The following is a 14524-nucleotide window of genomic DNA, read 5'->3' on the forward strand; positions in this document are numbered from 1 at the left end:
ACTTCCCGCTTGACTTGGCGGCTGGCGAGTCTGCACCGGTTGCACTGACTGCTCCTGCCATCAACGGTTAATCGAGAAATACCGTTCAGTTCGGCTGAATTGAGTTGAGAAAAAAGGACTGCCCTAAAGTAGGAGCAGTCCTTTTTTCATGGCGTTCCCCTCCTGCCTGGCTTGCCTCCAGAAATCATCGGGTTCGAGATTGGCAAGGCAAGACATAAAAAAACTCTTAACGGTCAGCGCTAGAGGGATTTATACGACTCTAATGCCTCGGGTTAAGAGTGTTATGAGTTTTTAAAGGGGGGGGCTTTTAGAGGTCGCCTCCGCGTAATACGAGTAGACCCACAATAATTGGCCCAGCCAGAATAATCATGGCGAGCATGGTGAGCTGAAAAATAACCTCAAAGTTTAATGCAGCCAATGTAGTTATTGATAATCCAAGTAGACTCATTCTTCCTCCCAACTTGACCCAGCATTATGAGTAAATAGCGTCCTATATTTTACCGTTTGTTCTTCACAACTCCAAAACCCCGTTACAAATTTCTTGCGACCCGGTCACGGTTCCACCGCAGGCGAAACGTAAACAGGCGTTCAAAGCAGGCCGCGCTAAAACAGCTGGATAGTTTGAATGGCTTGAATGAACTTCTGAGTGGCCGATGTGTTCCAATGTCCCTCGGCGCGTCGTCCGGTCAAGAGCATGAAGCTTAAGCTAAACTCATGGGGAAATCCATTGAGTTGCATCCAGATCAATTCTGTTTCTTGATCAATTGCGATCGCTTCTTCGTCCATCAGCTCTGTGGACGCCACCTCAAGAGCTTCGGTAAGCTGTCGCAGCATTCGGACAAAGTCGTTAAACTCGGCCTGGGTTAGCTCTACGGACCAGTCCTCCGCGCCCACCAAGGCTTTAAAGGTGGCGGCATTGGGGTTCCAGCCCACTCGCCAATGTTCTCCCGTGCGGAATTTTTTCATCCTGAGGGTTAGGGGTGCGGTGAGGGAGGTTTAGTTTGATTTTAAAATTTAAAGGCGCTGGCCCGAGGGCGCTCCGTTGGGTCGCAGATCAGGGCCACAGAAAGCGTGCATCTCCCTGGGGGAGATCGGCTGGATCTGCAGGTGCCGTGGGCGCCTTAAACAGGCCAGAGGCGGAACCCGCCTGACGCAGGGGCGGCACTTCCTGTCCGTAAACGGGCAGATCAGACCCTTCGCGGGTTTGGGGTGTTGGGGGCACGAGGGATGGCGACCTGTCTGGTGAGGTTGGCGGGGCAAACACATTGACCAGCGTCTGCACAAGCTGATCGCGATCGCTTCGGCTGAGATTACGAATGGCGGCAAGGTCGGCTTCCATGGGGTTGGGTTTCAGGTAGGCCGCCCCTGGATAATTCGCTTGATCCATATAGTCGTTCGCGCCCAGGTAGTCAGCCAGGGTGATTTTCCAGTCCAGTCGGTAGTTTGGCGATCGCCCCTTGTTGTAGAGATGATAGCGGATGAACCGGCTTACTAGAGTATTGTCTTGAGCGACTTCTCGGCTCTCCCGATGCTGGTATTGATTCACGCGCGGTAGCTGAGGAATTTGCTCATAGACTTGAAGCGCTCTTTGCTCAGGCGAGGGCGCTTGGGCCGATGTCGCGGGCATCTCTGAAAAAATAATAGCCCCTACAACCACATTGACCGCAGAGATCAGGGCTATCAGAAACAGTGAAAAAGGGTGTCGCATGTTGGCGAAGCCTATTCTCCGATAATTTCCGGCTGCATCAACTCATCGGACATTTCAATGATGGCCTGCATCACAGGCTTGATGCCATGATCGTCCACATCCTCTAAGTTGTCGCGGTGACGGCGTTTTTTGGCGCGATTAGCCACCTGTACCGTGATCCGATAGCGATTGGAAGAAGCTTCAATGAGCTCCTCTGCCCGGCGCATGATCTGCTTCGTCTCGATGGTGGGTCGTTTCATGGGGGAATGTTGCCCTCAGAATATAGCCTCACTAGTGTAGCGCGGGACTTCCCTCTCCAGTCAGATCAAAGCAGGAGATCCCCCCTATCAGGAGGTCTGCAGATGCTTCATGGACTGCTGGGCTTCTTTCCGCAGCTTGGTACTGATGCGAAACAGCTCACGGCCGGTGGCTAAATAATGATCGTCGTAGCAGCAGGTAAAGCGTTCAAGTTCATCAATGCCGTCTTCAATGTGATTGATGCAATAGTAAAGGGTGGCCGCAACGCTGGCCACTGTTGCAGGATTCGGGTAGCACCGAAATGCCCTCTGGGCTTTTTCCATTCCCCCCCGGCATTCTTCTAGATAAGTCTGAAAATTATCCATGAGTTCGTCGTCGTAGGGATCGGCTGCAAGGGCGCGCATCTCGGCCTGCCAGCTTTTAAAGATTTTGGTGAGTTGGTAGTTAACCGGTCGATAGACGCGCTTGAGCCACTCTTGCAGATGTTGCTCCGTCTCACGCCCATGGGACTGCTGTCGATAGTGATCTTGGCTGGCCTTGGTGCGCTGGGCGGTTCGGGTCCAATTGTCTTCCTGCACCAGCGATTCTAGATTTTGGCGCTGGGTGTCGTAGGATCGACGGGCCGCTGGATCCTTGAGAACGGCATAGGCTGCATTGATACTGGCAATCCGATGGTGATCTGACTGAGCCGTTTGACTGTCTGGATGCACCTGCTTGGCCAGATTTCGGTAGGCCCGCTTGATGTCGGCCTGAGAGGCGCAGTTTGAGACTCCCAAGATTTGATAGAAGTCCTGACTCATGGCAGCTTCGCCTCCAGTAAGCCAAATTCTTGGAGGGCGGGGATAAAGTTATGACTCTCGTGGCTCGGCTGGCTGAGCTTAATCAGGGCAAATCGCTGGAGAGGCGTCAGGACTTGCCACTGATGGATATCCAGATGGGCCCCTTCTCGACGGGCCTTTTGCTGAAGCGACTCTGGAATTTGAGCCTCGTTTAGCCAGGGCGGGTTGGCCTCCACGGGCAAGGTTTTGGCCTGCGATTGCGATCGCGCCTGGATGAGGGTCGTTAAAAACTGACGATAGTCAGCGGCCTCCGTGGCGTCCTGGCAGGGACGGTCTACCAGTGCTTGGCGCTCTTGGCGGGTGAAGTGATGCCACTGGTCCAGCTTCAGCTTAATGCCGCAGGTATCGAGCTTGTATCGCACTGCCATGGGAATGCAGCGCAGGGATGCAACAAAATCTTCTTCAAATTGAAAGTAGGTTGAATCCGACAAGGCAAGATCATCCTCAATAACGTTTCTTTGAGACTAGCGTGTTTCGTCCGTTCAAGCACGAGGGGACGTTCAACGGATGAGGTTTGAATCGAGATCTTCCAGGTCCGAGGGCTGATTCAGGTTACGGAGCAGATCGGACTGTGAGGGAGGCAGGAGAATTTCCGAAACCTGAATGGTGCGAAGCCAGGCTTGGAACGAGGTGCCCCCTTCCCCTAAAAACGCTTCCAAACTGGGAAGGGCACTGCGTCGATAGCAAGCACAGAGCGCCTCCCAGACCTGCAGCGAGGGATGGCGAGGCACATAGGCCAAGCAGTCCGCAGGGAGATGGGAAAGGGCGCAGACCCAGCGCTCTAGAACAGCTGCCTCTAAATTGGGCAAGTCGCAGGCGAGCAGAAGTAGCCATTCTGTCCTCAGACTCGAAAGCGCCTGATAAAGCGCCCATAGAGGGCCTTGACCCGGATATTGGTCTGGAATGAACTGAGCGGTAATGGGTACCACGGGACGATAGCGATCTGGCCAGGGGGTGATGATCTTGACCTGATGACAGGACCGTTGCGCTACCTCATAAACCCGGCGCAGTAAGGGAACCCCCTGCCAGGGCAGTAGGGCTTTATCGGTTCCCATACGAGAGCTGTTGCCTCCCGCTAGAATGACGGCGGTGGCAATGGGCAATGACGCAGTATCTGGCATGGAGAGGACAGTTTGTAGAGATTGGACCATCATGATTGGACCATCGTTAAAATTGGGCCTTAATAATTGGGCCTTAGCGCCACGTTTTGGGTTGCAAAAGCCTGAACCAAACGCTGGAGCGATGCTTGTGCGGCCCCCGTCTCAATGATTTCCCTGGCCTTCTGCACGCCCTGTTCCAGAGATTGACAGCAGCCGGATTGCCAGAGGTAAAACCCGCCATTCCAGATCACCGCAGGCGCCAGCGCCGATGGTTTCCCAACCAATAAATCCTGCATCTGGGTTTGCAGGAGGGGCGGAGAGCTCAAGGGAATTTCGGATCCGCCCAGATTGTAGTCGGAGGCATGGAGGAGTAGCCGATCTAGCTCTGGATGATGGGGATGATGAACGCCAATAATCGCAGTGCGATCGCGGGGCAGATCACAGCTGCCCTCCAATCCCTTAACCGAGGTGAAGTGATGCTGGGCCCTGAGTTGAAAGGCACTTTTCATCATGCCTTCGGTGGGGGGATGCACATAGCCACAAAAGAGGCGGGCTTCCCCTCCATAGGGACACCAGAGCAGTTCGGCGGTGGCCAGAGGAGGACGCTTTCCAAGTTGATCTCGGTAGGGATTAAGGGCTGTCGCCTGGGGGAAATGATCGGGGAGATACACAAATCCTACTCCCCCTTCGCCCAGTATCTGTCTGATCTGCCCCAGGGATTGTCCTTGCCATTCCACCCCGAGCAGGCGCCAAACCTCCACCAGGGGAATTCCGTATTTAGTGGGCATTCGCTCGCTCCCATGCATGAGAACCGGTTGATCAGCCGCCGCCAGAATAAGGCTCACTAAGGGGGCCAGGGGAGCCGTGCGCGATCGCCCATCGTAGGGGTGATTTAGAACCACGACTGGTTTATGGCCAGAGATCGGTTCGACCCTGGGTCCCAGGGCATCCAGGGCATCTAAAAACCCCGCCAGCTCTTCTCCGGTGGGTCGTTTAATCCGATGGGCAATGAAAAAGGCTCCGATCTGGGCAGGGGTCGCCCCCTGATTGAGAATCATCGTTAGGGCCTGTTCAGCCTCGTACCGGGTCAAATTTTTACTGGTATGGGGACCGCTACCGACTTTTTTAAGCAGCTCTCGAAACGCATCACTCAAAACGACGACACTCCACTTTTAGCAACTAAGGCAGGCTCCACTGGACAACGCTCGCTAAAGTAATCACGAAAGTAATCGCGCACGAGACGTCGAAAATTTGCAATCGGTGGAATTAAAAGACGGTCCTGAGCGGTAACCATGACCACCTGGCGTGAGAGGACCACGGAATTGCGATCGCAAAGCTGCAAATCAGCAAGGTCACGGATGGCCAGACTGGCATCCTCTTGAGCCTCCACCAGAGCGCCTTGAGGCAGCAATGAAACAATTTTTCCCTGTCGGATGACGCCTCGAAAGGCATCCAGCGTATTGAGTTCAAGCACTGCCTTTAACTCTAGATTTTGGACCTGAAACTTTTCCTGCACCAGGCGCTGCATACCGTACCCATCTTTAAACATGGCCTGGGGATATTCCGCCAGGGCCGCCCAGGGCACCAGGTCATACTGGGTGAGGGGATGATTGGCCGCCATGAGCACCTGAATTTTCTCCTGGTACAGGGCATCCACCACCAGCTCGGGCTGTTGCGTGAGTCGGGGATTGTCCATAACAATGGCTAGGTCCACTAACCCATCGCGCAGCACCTTTAAGGAGCGATCGCTGCCCAGGGAGGTCACGCGTAACTGCACCTGGGGGTAAAGTTCACAGAACTGTTGAAGGACCGGCGGCAGGTAGTGTGCGCAGACCGAGTGAATCGCCGCCACGCACAGCTCGGACTGCTTCCCTTCCAGAAGCTGACCAATCTCAGTTTGGGCATTTTGCCATTCCGCCAGAATCCGCTTGGCATGGGGTAAGAGCTGATCCCCTGCAAAGGTTAGCTTATTATTGGCACCTCGGTGAAAAAGGGGCAGTCCTAGATGTTTCTCTAAGGATTGGATCTGTCGACTGATGGTAGATTGCGTAACCCCACAACTCGATGCAGCCTTTTGAAAACTCCCCGTACGAGCAACCGTTAAAAACGCCTCGATTTGCTCAATCCGCATTCAGTCTCAGACCATTCAAGTTTAGTGGTTCAATAAGCTAGCTTATAAAAGCCATGCCATCTAGATCGTAACTTTGGCGACGAAAAGAGCAAAAAATTTTCTGTGCCACCAATCATTCAACTTAACCGGAGTAATAAGCCGCCAGTAAACCCGTTCGTCTTCTCCGGGGCCCGCGTCTAATGCAACACCTATGGAACTTAATCTAGAAACCAGGAAAAGTTCTTAACCTAGCGTTAACTAAGAAGGTATCATATCGTGTCCGGGATCATCTTTAAGATCGGTTGATCCCTGTCGGTTGATCCATGAGTGCCGTCTACGACTCTTTAAACTCGGACCTGGAAAGAAAAGTCCACTTTCTAGGACGGATGTCTAGAGAGTGGACCATCGCTGAAAAGTACGTGTGGTGAGGAAATCGGTGGAATTCCTAGAAACTAAAGGTCGTGCGCAGAACGCCCACGAAGATATCACGCCTTGCCTCATTATGCTCAGGGTTAATCACGTAAATTACCCCTGGCGTGATTGTAATATTGTTGTTCACCGGGAACTGATATAGACCCTCCAGGTGAATGGAGGTGTCAGGATCTTCTCGGATCAGAATGTCGTTGTTGATGTTTTTAGGCGGCATACCCACAATCAAGCCAAGCTGTGACCCCTCTTTGCCGATATCAAAGGCGGTTAAGTTGATCGCTGCATTCAGGATCTCGGCATCATTAGTCGAGTTGGCCTGGTTTGCCCTGGTGTAGCCGGCCCAGCCGCCAATGGCAAAACCTTTGGCAACTCGAAAGGTGGCTTCTAACCCAAAGGAGTCGGCGCTGAAGGCTTGGGCTATTCCATTGCCGTCTACAAAGGGAATTTGCGCAAAGGTGCTGCCCACCCCAGAACGAATATTCCCATCCGGGGCGTGATTGCGCAGATAGGTCAGCGCAATCTGGCTTCCAGTAAAGGGCTTGTAGCTGAGTTGGCCCAACAGTCCCCAGGTTCCCCCAAACAGACCGTTTTGGTCTTCGCCGTTGGCTAAGGTGGTGGCGGTGGCAAACTGAGTGCGGCCTGCCAGATATCCGATGTCCAAGCGCAGGTCATCACTGATGTCGTATTGGGTGCCAATCCCGGTTACATTGCCAACGCCGACTGTCCCATTGCGAAAGATAGGGTTGCGCTCAGCAAAGAAGGACACAGCGCCTTTTCCGCCGCCCCCGCCTTCATAGTAAGGGTTCGTGGTCGTGGCATAGTAATGGTGGAACGCATTATTTCCAAAGGCGGTAACCGTTAGCTTGTCGCCCACCGGAAATTTGTAGCTGAGGCGATCCAAAATAACCTCTTGATTGGTGTTGCCGGTGTCCCAGGATAAGCGGGTCATGGCAGTGCCGGTGGTGTCCGTAAATGGCGCAGCGTTCGTGTTGCTAAAGTTAATCGGTTGGTTGGAGGCCTGAAAACGGGTATAAAGAAGATCTTTTCCGGTAAAGCTCGTGAGAAAATTCAGCCTGGCCCTGCCGGTAAACCGGATGCGCTCATCTTGGCCATTGAAACTCTCCAAAAAACCACTGAGGGCCATAATGGCTTCCCCGTTGAGTTTGGTGGTGGTGGAAAACTGCTGGGCTTCTAAGGTGGCCGTGCGTGCTTCTAACCCATCTACGCGGCCCCGCAGTGTTGCCAACTCTGCCGCAAACTCTTCCTGAAGGGCCCGCAACTGCTCCAAATCTTCTTTGGTGGCAAACTGATCGCTAATGTTATCTAAACAAGCATTGACCAGAGCCGCTAATTCATAGCGCGTCGCTGCACGATTGCCCCGAAAAGTGCCATCGGGATACCCGGCGACGCAGCCGTAGCGTTCCACCAGGGACTGAACGGCCTGAAATGCCCAATCGGTGGGCTGGACATCAGAAAGTTGGGACACTGAGGTGACCTGAGCCGCGCTGTGGTCCTGTTCCGAGGGCAGAAGGGGCGTTAAATGATAGGATTCCTGCGAACTGGTGCGTAGGGGCTGCATGTCCAGAGAATCAGAACCTTCGGCCAGGTCAACGGGGAACGTCGCTTGTCTAGGCTGGGGGCCTTTACCCTGGAACTGTGCAGACACTGAAGCATCAAGGCGTTTGCTTGGGTTCGCTTCAAGGGGAGCAGATATTTCCGGGGGAGACTGCTCAGGGGCCGGAGACAGCGGCTCGTAGGCCACGGCTCGGTGCGCAATGAAACTGGCAAGCACGGCCGTGGAGCCAAGCGCTACACGGAGCGGCAAAAAATTCATGGATCAAACTCCTCACACAAGGGACTCACACTGGTCAGCACCGTTGCGAATAAACCAGCTTTATGAACGGTTACAAACCTATCGGTCTCAATGGCTCGGGACTGTAGTCATTAAGACAAAAAAAATCCCCCTATGCAAAATGTCAATCATCTGCATGAGAGAGTTGCATTTGAGTCCAGACCCCTGTGAACTGTTAGGGTTGGGGGGATCGCGGGGGCGATCCAGGGTTCAATACTACGCTGTCCTCAAGCCCAGTCCAGTTCCCTGAGGCTCCCCGGTGATCCAAGAGAGAATGCCCGAGTTTGCTGTTATCGTCAACAATTGGACCTGGGCCTCATCGAGGCCCTTGGCCTAGGGCAGGGATTTTCCTAGGCTGAGGTGAGTGAGGCAATGGGGTCGGGCACGGTGTCGCTGGGTGCCTCAAACTGACCGACATAAACGTATTCCAGGCGTAACTTGAGCCATTGAATGAATTGCTGATTGGTCGAGATGACGGCGGTGCAGGGTTGGGGACATTGCTTTTTAACCCCTGCCAATTCAGGGATTTCCACAAAGGCTGGCTGCTCAACGAGCCAAAAGTCTATGTCTTTATTTTTTTCTTGGTAGTAGCGATGGCGCTCTTCAATGACTTCATGAAGTGGCTCTTCTTCAAGCAAAAATTTTGAGCTGGCTAAAACGTAGTGGTAGGTTTGCATGGGAGACAATATTCACAGGCTTACCTAATCTTATCAAGGGGGGGAATGGCTTCCAACTCCCCCAGCTTGAATCTGACCCAGCTTGAATCTGATAGGATAGGTCTGATCTTGGAAGTCTGCTGCCATGCGCGATCGATTTAGCTGGCCAGGGGTTGCTTCTTTGCTGCGCACCCTGACGCGGCCACTGCTCTGGCAGACTTGTTCCCTTTGCACCCGCAAAGCTCACGGTAGCTTCTGTCCTGACTGCTACCGACAGCTTCTTGAGTGCCACAGCAATTTCTGGGATCCCCAGTCTCGCCTGATGGCCTGGGGCCACTATCACGGCACGCTGCGGCGAGCGATCGCCCAGTTAAAGTATCAAAATCAGCAAGTCATTGCCCAAACCTTTGGGGACTGGCTTGGCGATCAATGGCTGCAGATTCAGCCCCAGCGGCATGGCTATCAAGTCATTCCCATCCCACTACATCCTCAGCGGCTCCAAGACCGGGGGTATAACCAGGCTGCTCTCATCGCAGATCGGTTCTGCCGTAATACCGGCCTGCGCTTTAATCCTGCGGGTCTGCAGCGAGTCAAGGCCACCCAGCCACAATTTTCCTTATCTCCCTCAGATCGCTTTGAAAATCTTCGCTATGCTTTTGCCCTGGGTTCTTCCCTCGCCACGACCCATCGTGCTCTTCCCATTTTGCTGGTGGATGATATCTACACCACCGGAGCCACAATGAAGTCTGCGACGATAGCGCTGAGCCAAAAAGGGTTCCACGTTGCAGGACGACTGGTGGTGGCAAAAGTCGTAGAAGCGGGTTCTCTGGCTCCTGAATAAAAGCCCATCTCCTGAAGGCATCCAGGCCGCCTGCCCTAGCCCTGACGGCTTGGAGGTGGATGGCGTAAATGATCCACTAGAGCCCGTAACCCTAGTTCGTAGCTGGCAGCACCAAAGCCACAAATTTGACCCATCACCACAGGAGCAATGTAGGAATGATGACGAAAGGATTCACGCTGATGCACGTTGCTCAGGTGCACCTCCACCACTGGAATCCGGACTGCGGCAATGGCGTCCCTCAGCGCGATGCTGGTGTGGGTGTAGGCGGCTGCGTTTAAAACGACCCCATCTTGGGTTTGATCTGCCTGGTGAATCGCCGCTACCAGTTCTCCTTCGCCATTAAATTGCTGGGCCTCTACGATTGCATTCAAACGATGACCCAACTCCACTAGGCGTTGGTTAACAGCGTCTAAGGTCAACGAGCCATAGATGTTTGGCTCACGCGTTCCCAGAAGGTTTAGATTTGGACCATGGAGCGCTAATATCCTCAAGATGGGCTGTTCCACCTTGGTGCTCTGCCGACTTATCGATACTGCCGATCGCGAACGGGAATGGGGATAGGCTCCAGTTCAGGCTCACCCTCAGGCTCGGAGAGCCAATCAATCAGCCTGCGGACTAAATCTTCTAAAGCTTCCAGTGCTTTTTCGAGGTAATCCATTCGGTGAGTTGCTCCTTATCGCTTCTCCGTACAGCAGCAACCGCTGCACGTTGTCTACAAGCAATCTTAGAAGTTAAGAATACTTAACTTCAAACTAGCACAGTTTTCTAGAAAAGGGGAACCCTGCGTTGACTTCCGACGGCGAAGGAGAGGTCCCAATTACCATTGTTCCTAATTGCCATTGTTCCTGCCCCCTGGAAGGATCTCCCGTTGGATCAATTCTGGGGACTGAATCATCATGGTCCGCCGTAAATAATCCAGGGCGCTAGAGATGCTGATATCTCTAATCCATTCTCGTCCCCGCTGTGCTGATCCCCGAAATTCATAGGTGCTCACCTGTCCTGAAGGGGCCGCGATGCCAATGTAGATTAACCCCACGGGTTTAGTTGCTGTTCCGCCCGTGGGACCGGCGATCCCGGTCATGCTGACGCCCCAGTCTGTCTGAAAGCGCTGTTGGATTCCCTGCGCCATCTGCTTGGCAACCTCAGCGCTAACGGCCCCCTCCTGGGCTAAGGTGACGGGACTGACTCCCAATTGATGAATCTTAATGGCGTTGTGGTAGGCGATGACACCTCCCAGAAAATAATCAGAACTGCCGGAGGTTGAGGTGAGGCGGTACCCGATGCCCCCGCCGCTACAGGATTCCGCCACCGAAAGCGTTTGCCCTTGGGATCGCAGCAAGTCTCCCACCACGGTAGCCAAGGTTTGATCATCGCGCCCAAAGTAATCTAAACCGCAGCGTTGTCGAATCTCCTGCTCCACCGGACCGATGATGGCCTCGGCTTCCGCGGGGCTGTTGGCCTGAGCCGCTAGGCGTAGGCGGATCACGCCGCGACTGGCGTAGGGAGCAACGGTTGGGTTTGAAAGGTAAAGTAAATCCTGAACTTTTTCCGCTAGGGCCGATTCTGTAATTCCCCAAAATCGGAGAATTCGGCGGTAGAGCGGCCCTTGGCACCATCCCTGCTGTCGCAGGTAAGGCACTGCTGTTTCTTCCCACATCCGCCGCAGCTCACGGGGCACGCCCGGAAAGGTAATCACGGTTATCGAGTCCGACACAGCCCAGAGGATGCCAGGCGCGCTGCCAATGGGGTTGGGCAGCGGCTGGGCACCTTCGGGCAAAAAGGCCTGCTTGCGGTTGTTCTCACTTGGAATGATCTGGCGCTGGGCGAACTTAGCCTGGATATCGGCCCAGATATCGGGGTGTTCCACCAGCGGCACGTTGAAGAACTCTGCGATCGCCGCCAGGGTCAGATCATCGGGGGTTGGACCCAGCCCGCCGGTAAAAATCAGCAGGTTAGCGCGGGCGATCGCCGTTTCTAGGACCGAGTGAATGCGGCTCTGGTTATCTCCCACAACGCTTTGAAAGTGGTGGGGAATGCCCAGGGCTGCCAGCTCATGAGCTAAAAACTGGGCGTTGGAGTTTAGGATCTCACCGAGGAGGAGTTCTGACCCAACGGCAATAATTTCTGCACTTTGACCGATCCCCATGGTTCGTTTCCTGCCCTTAGTCCTTCGAGTTCGCTGGCTGTTGCGATTGCTGAGGATCAGACCTGGTTTTCCAAGCTTGCTGGACTAAACTGACAATGGCAAACCCCAGTAGCAATGTGGCCCCCAACACGTAGGCCTTCCCCGCTGGAATCTTAGCAAGGACGAGGGCAACGCTGCCCACCCAAAGGGCAAGGGCATAAATAAATAGGACGCTCAGCCGCTGAGACAGTCCAGCACTGAGTAAGCGATGGTGTAAATGCCGTTTATCGGCGACAAAGGGTGACTTTCCCCGTAATATCCGGTCTACGATCACCGTGGAGGTGTCCAGGATCGGAATGGCCAGAATAATAAAGGGCAGAATGACGGCCACTGTGGTGACGGTTTTGACCAGTCCCACAATACTGATGCCCGCAAGGGTGAACCCCATAAAATAGGCCCCGCCATCTCCCATAAAGATCTGGGCCGGATTGAAGTTGTAGCGCAAAAAACCCAGAGAAGCACCAGCCAGCGCTGCTGCCAGGAGCGCTGAAATGGGCTGATAAATCCACAGACTGACGATTAAAAGGACCACGGCGGCAATTCCGGAAATTCCGGCGGCTAATCCATCGAGGCCATCCATAAAGTTAATGGCGTTGGTCATACCCACCAGCCACAGCATCGTCACGGGAAGGCTCAGCCAGCCCAACTGAATAACGCCCAGATAAGGGAGCGTAAAAAAGTCAATGCGTACCCCAGCCCCCCAGGCCAGGGACGCCACTATCGCTTGGAGGGCCAGTCGCAGAAATGGCGAGAGGGTAAAGACGTCGTCCAGCAAGCCAATAATGAAGAAACCGACCCCGCCAAACACCACGCCCCACAGCTCATATTGAGCGGAAACGGGTAGAGAATCAAAGGCTCCTGATACCCCAACAATGGTCAAGGCACAGATATAGCCTGTGAAAATTGCAATGCCTCCCAGACGCACCATGGGACGCTGGTGCACTTTTCGCGCATTGGGCAGATCAACCAATCCCACCCTTAAGCCCGCTTTGTTAACCAGCGGAGTTGTCCAGAGAACAACCAAAACTGCGATCAAAAAGGCAACCAGATGATAAGGCATAGACAATGCGGGTGAACGAGGAAGGCATGGATCTAGGCAAGTTTACTATAGCCAATTGTGTGCTGGGGTTTGTCCAGATGCGTTGGCCAAGTCATTGTTACCAGAAAAAATGCCGGACTCCTGGGGGCTGCGGAATTTTTTCCCAGGAGGGTTCTGGGTATTCTCTGCCCCTCGTCGACCCAAGACCGCCAGCGGCCTGCTGCAATGGAGCCCAGGCTAGGCAATCGCTGGTTCAAGCTGCGGCAAATGGGAATAGAGTGGAAATCGATTGCAGAGTGCTGCCACGCGGGTTCGACACTGGTCAAGCTGGGCCTCGTCGTCGGGATTGAGGAGACAGTCCGCAATAATGTCGGCGATTTCCGTAAATTCTGCGGTTCTCATGCCCCGGGTGGTCAGAGCCGGAGACCCTAGGCGTAGCCCACTGGTCACAAAGGGAGATTCCGGATCAAAGGGAACGGTATTTTTATTGGCGGTGATGTTCACCTGACTCAGCAGCTGGTCTGCCTTTTTCCCGGTCATCCCAATTGAGCGCAGATCCACCAGCAGCAGATGGTTATCTGTGCCGCCCGAGACAATCTTAAAGCCTCGCTTTTGCAGCTGGGCTGCCATGGCTTGGGCGTTGGCAATGACGCTGGCGCTGTAGTCTTTGAAACTATCCTGGAGCGCCTCGCCAAAGGCCACTGCCTTGGCGGCAATCACATGCTCAAGGGGACCCCCCTGACTGCCAGGGAAGACGGATTTATCCAGCTTCTTGCCCAGATCGGGGTCCCTGGTTAGAATCAATCCACCCCGAGGACCGCGCAGGGTTTTGTGGGTGGTGGTGGTGACAACGTCACACAGGGGGACCGGATTTGGATGCAGTCCGGCTGCCACGAGCCCGGCAATGTGGGCAATATCTGCCATCAGGTAGGCGCCGACCTCATCGGCAATTGCCCGGAATTTTTCAAAGTCAATGGTTCGCGGATAGGCGGAGTAGCCGCAAATGATTAACTTGGGCTTGTGCTCCAAGGCCAGAGTGCGAATAGACTCAAAGTTGAGCTGCTCGGTCTGCGGGTCTACCCCATACTGCACGACTTTGAACCACTTGCCAGAAACATTCACCGGTGATCCGTGGGTCAGATGTCCCCCGTGGGACAGGTCCATGCCCATAATGGTGTCCCCAGGCTGGAGGAGGGTCAGAAAAACTGCAAAATTTGCCTGGGCACCGGAATGGGGCTGGACATTGGCGTGAGCGGCTCCAAATAACGCCTTGGCCCGATCAATGGCCAGCTGCTCTACTTCATCGATGAACTCGCAGCCACCGTAATACCGCTTTCCGGGGAGTCCCTCCGCATATTTGTTGGTTAGTACGGATCCCTGGGCCGCCATGACCGCAGGGGAGGCAAAATTTTCACTGGCAATCAGTTCTAAATGCTGGCGCTGACGCAATAGCTCCTTTTGGAGGGCGATCGCGATGGCCGAATCCGTAGCGGCCAGAAGTTCTAGGCTATTTCGTGACACGGGGCTG

17 protein-coding genes are annotated in these 14524 nt (G+C 54.2%); 1 reads left to right on the forward strand and 16 read right to left on the reverse strand.

Going from position 1 to position 14524, the window contains the following annotated elements; translation table 11 throughout:
- Positions 1-307 precede the first annotated feature (307 nt).
- From psb30 to QQ91_RS05545, 11 genes are all read right to left on the reverse strand, one after another.
- On the reverse strand, positions 308-448 hold the full coding sequence (gene psb30, locus QQ91_RS05495; RefSeq protein ID WP_201277338.1) for a photosystem II reaction center protein Ycf12/Psb30: 141 nt from the start codon (positions 446-448) through the stop codon (positions 308-310).
- 155 nt (positions 449-603) lie between these two features.
- Positions 604-966: a DUF1818 family protein gene (locus QQ91_RS05500; protein WP_166280875.1), complete on the reverse strand. Its 363-nt coding sequence runs from the start codon at positions 964-966 to the stop codon at positions 604-606.
- 88 nt (positions 967-1054) lie between these two features.
- Positions 1055-1708, reverse strand: a complete 654-nt coding sequence (locus QQ91_RS05505) for a hypothetical protein (protein ID WP_201277339.1) — start codon at positions 1706-1708, stop codon at positions 1055-1057.
- 11 nt (positions 1709-1719) lie between these two features.
- Positions 1720-1947 carry a DNA-directed RNA polymerase subunit omega gene (locus QQ91_RS05510; RefSeq protein ID WP_166280877.1) on the reverse strand — a complete coding sequence of 76 codons (228 nt, stop codon included), beginning with the start codon at positions 1945-1947 and terminating at the stop codon, positions 1720-1722.
- Between the two features lie 87 nt (positions 1948-2034).
- A complete protein-coding gene (locus QQ91_RS05515; RefSeq protein ID WP_166280879.1) occupies positions 2035-2745 on the reverse strand; it encodes a DnaJ domain-containing protein in 711 nt (236 codons plus the stop codon).
- Positions 2742-3215, reverse strand: coding sequence for a nitrate reductase associated protein (locus tag QQ91_RS05520; RefSeq protein WP_166280881.1), 474 nt, complete (start codon positions 3213-3215; stop codon positions 2742-2744). The genes QQ91_RS05515 and QQ91_RS05520 overlap by 4 nt, the downstream gene beginning before the upstream one ends.
- A 69-nt stretch (positions 3216-3284) precedes the next feature.
- Complete coding sequence (locus QQ91_RS05525; RefSeq protein ID WP_236096083.1) at positions 3285-3938, reverse strand: molybdenum cofactor guanylyltransferase; 654 nt, start codon at positions 3936-3938, stop codon at positions 3285-3287.
- A 26-nt stretch (positions 3939-3964) separates the two neighbouring features.
- Positions 3965-5038 carry an anthranilate phosphoribosyltransferase family protein gene (locus QQ91_RS05530; protein WP_166280883.1) on the reverse strand — a complete coding sequence of 358 codons (1074 nt, stop codon included), beginning with the start codon at positions 5036-5038 and terminating at the stop codon, positions 3965-3967.
- A complete protein-coding gene (locus QQ91_RS05535) occupies positions 5035-6015 on the reverse strand; it encodes a LysR family transcriptional regulator (protein ID WP_166280885.1) in 981 nt (326 codons plus the stop codon). Before QQ91_RS05535 ends, QQ91_RS05530 begins: the two co-directional genes overlap by 4 nt.
- Before the next feature lie 424 nt (positions 6016-6439).
- Positions 6440-8257 (reverse strand): iron uptake porin, encoded by a 1818-nt coding sequence (locus QQ91_RS05540; RefSeq protein WP_236096084.1) that lies wholly within the window; start codon positions 8255-8257, stop codon positions 6440-6442.
- Between the two features lie 368 nt (positions 8258-8625).
- Positions 8626-8952 carry an MgPME-cyclase complex family protein gene (locus QQ91_RS05545; protein ID WP_166280898.1) on the reverse strand — a complete coding sequence of 109 codons (327 nt, stop codon included), beginning with the start codon at positions 8950-8952 and terminating at the stop codon, positions 8626-8628.
- Between the two features lie 124 nt (positions 8953-9076).
- On the opposite strand from QQ91_RS05545, the gene QQ91_RS05550 reads away from it, so the two are divergent.
- Positions 9077-9772 (forward strand): ComF family protein, encoded by a 696-nt coding sequence (locus QQ91_RS05550; RefSeq protein ID WP_166280900.1) that lies wholly within the window; start codon positions 9077-9079, stop codon positions 9770-9772.
- A 35-nt stretch (positions 9773-9807) separates the two neighbouring features.
- Here the strand turns inward: QQ91_RS05550 and aroQ are convergent, their stop codons facing one another.
- The 5 genes from aroQ to glyA all read right to left on the reverse strand — a co-directional run bounded on the left by aroQ (position 9808) and on the right by glyA (position 14517).
- A complete protein-coding gene (gene aroQ / locus QQ91_RS05555) occupies positions 9808-10266 on the reverse strand; it encodes a type II 3-dehydroquinate dehydratase (protein WP_166280997.1) in 459 nt (152 codons plus the stop codon).
- A gap of 29 nt (positions 10267-10295) precedes the next feature.
- A complete protein-coding gene (locus QQ91_RS21600) occupies positions 10296-10430 on the reverse strand; it encodes a hypothetical protein (RefSeq protein WP_284707158.1) in 135 nt (44 codons plus the stop codon).
- Positions 10431-10601: 171 nt separating this feature from the next.
- A complete protein-coding gene (locus tag QQ91_RS05560) occupies positions 10602-11918 on the reverse strand; it encodes a competence/damage-inducible protein A (protein WP_166280902.1) in 1317 nt (438 codons plus the stop codon).
- Positions 11919-11934: 16 nt separating this feature from the next.
- Positions 11935-13017: a glycosyltransferase family 4 protein gene (locus tag QQ91_RS05565; protein WP_166280904.1), complete on the reverse strand. Its 1083-nt coding sequence runs from the start codon at positions 13015-13017 to the stop codon at positions 11935-11937.
- 216 nt (positions 13018-13233) lie between these two features.
- A complete protein-coding gene (glyA, locus tag QQ91_RS05570) occupies positions 13234-14517 on the reverse strand; it encodes a serine hydroxymethyltransferase (protein ID WP_250833267.1) in 1284 nt (427 codons plus the stop codon).
- Between the last annotated feature and the right edge of the window lie 7 nt (positions 14518-14524).

The sequence above is a fragment of the Lyngbya confervoides BDU141951 genome (assembly GCF_000817775.3).
Lineage (GTDB): Bacteria > Cyanobacteriota > Cyanobacteriia > Thermosynechococcales > Thermosynechococcaceae > Lyngbya > Lyngbya confervoides.

Bases quoted from the DNA above. Each gene is read 5' to 3' on its own strand.
- QQ91_RS05525 (WP_236096083.1), bottom strand. From the start codon at position 3,938: ATGATGGTCCAATCTCTACAAACTGTCCTCTCCATGCCAGATACTGCG.
- QQ91_RS05505 (WP_201277339.1), bottom strand. From the start codon at position 1,708: ATGCGACACCCTTTTTCACTGTTTCTGATAGCCCTGATCTCTGCGGTC.
- QQ91_RS21600 (WP_284707158.1), bottom strand. From the start codon at position 10,430: ATGGATTACCTCGAAAAAGCACTGGAAGCTTTAGAAGATTTAGTCCGC.
- QQ91_RS05565 (WP_166280904.1), bottom strand. From the start codon at position 13,017: ATGCCTTATCATCTGGTTGCCTTTTTGATCGCAGTTTTGGTTGTTCTC.
- QQ91_RS05545 (WP_166280898.1), bottom strand. From the start codon at position 8,952: ATGCAAACCTACCACTACGTTTTAGCCAGCTCAAAATTTTTGCTTGAA.
- psb30 (WP_201277338.1), bottom strand. From the start codon at position 448: ATGAGTCTACTTGGATTATCAATAACTACATTGGCTGCATTAAACTTT.
- QQ91_RS05550 (WP_166280900.1), top strand. From the start codon at position 9,077: ATGCGCGATCGATTTAGCTGGCCAGGGGTTGCTTCTTTGCTGCGCACC.
- QQ91_RS05540 (WP_236096084.1), bottom strand. From the start codon at position 8,257: ATGAATTTTTTGCCGCTCCGTGTAGCGCTTGGCTCCACGGCCGTGCTT.
- QQ91_RS05515 (WP_166280879.1), bottom strand. From the start codon at position 2,745: ATGAGTCAGGACTTCTATCAAATCTTGGGAGTCTCAAACTGCGCCTCT.
- QQ91_RS05510 (WP_166280877.1), bottom strand. From the start codon at position 1,947: ATGAAACGACCCACCATCGAGACGAAGCAGATCATGCGCCGGGCAGAG.
- QQ91_RS05560 (WP_166280902.1), bottom strand. From the start codon at position 11,918: ATGGGGATCGGTCAAAGTGCAGAAATTATTGCCGTTGGGTCAGAACTC.
- QQ91_RS05535 (WP_166280885.1), bottom strand. From the start codon at position 6,015: ATGCGGATTGAGCAAATCGAGGCGTTTTTAACGGTTGCTCGTACGGGG.
- QQ91_RS05500 (WP_166280875.1), bottom strand. From the start codon at position 966: ATGAAAAAATTCCGCACGGGAGAACATTGGCGAGTGGGCTGGAACCCC.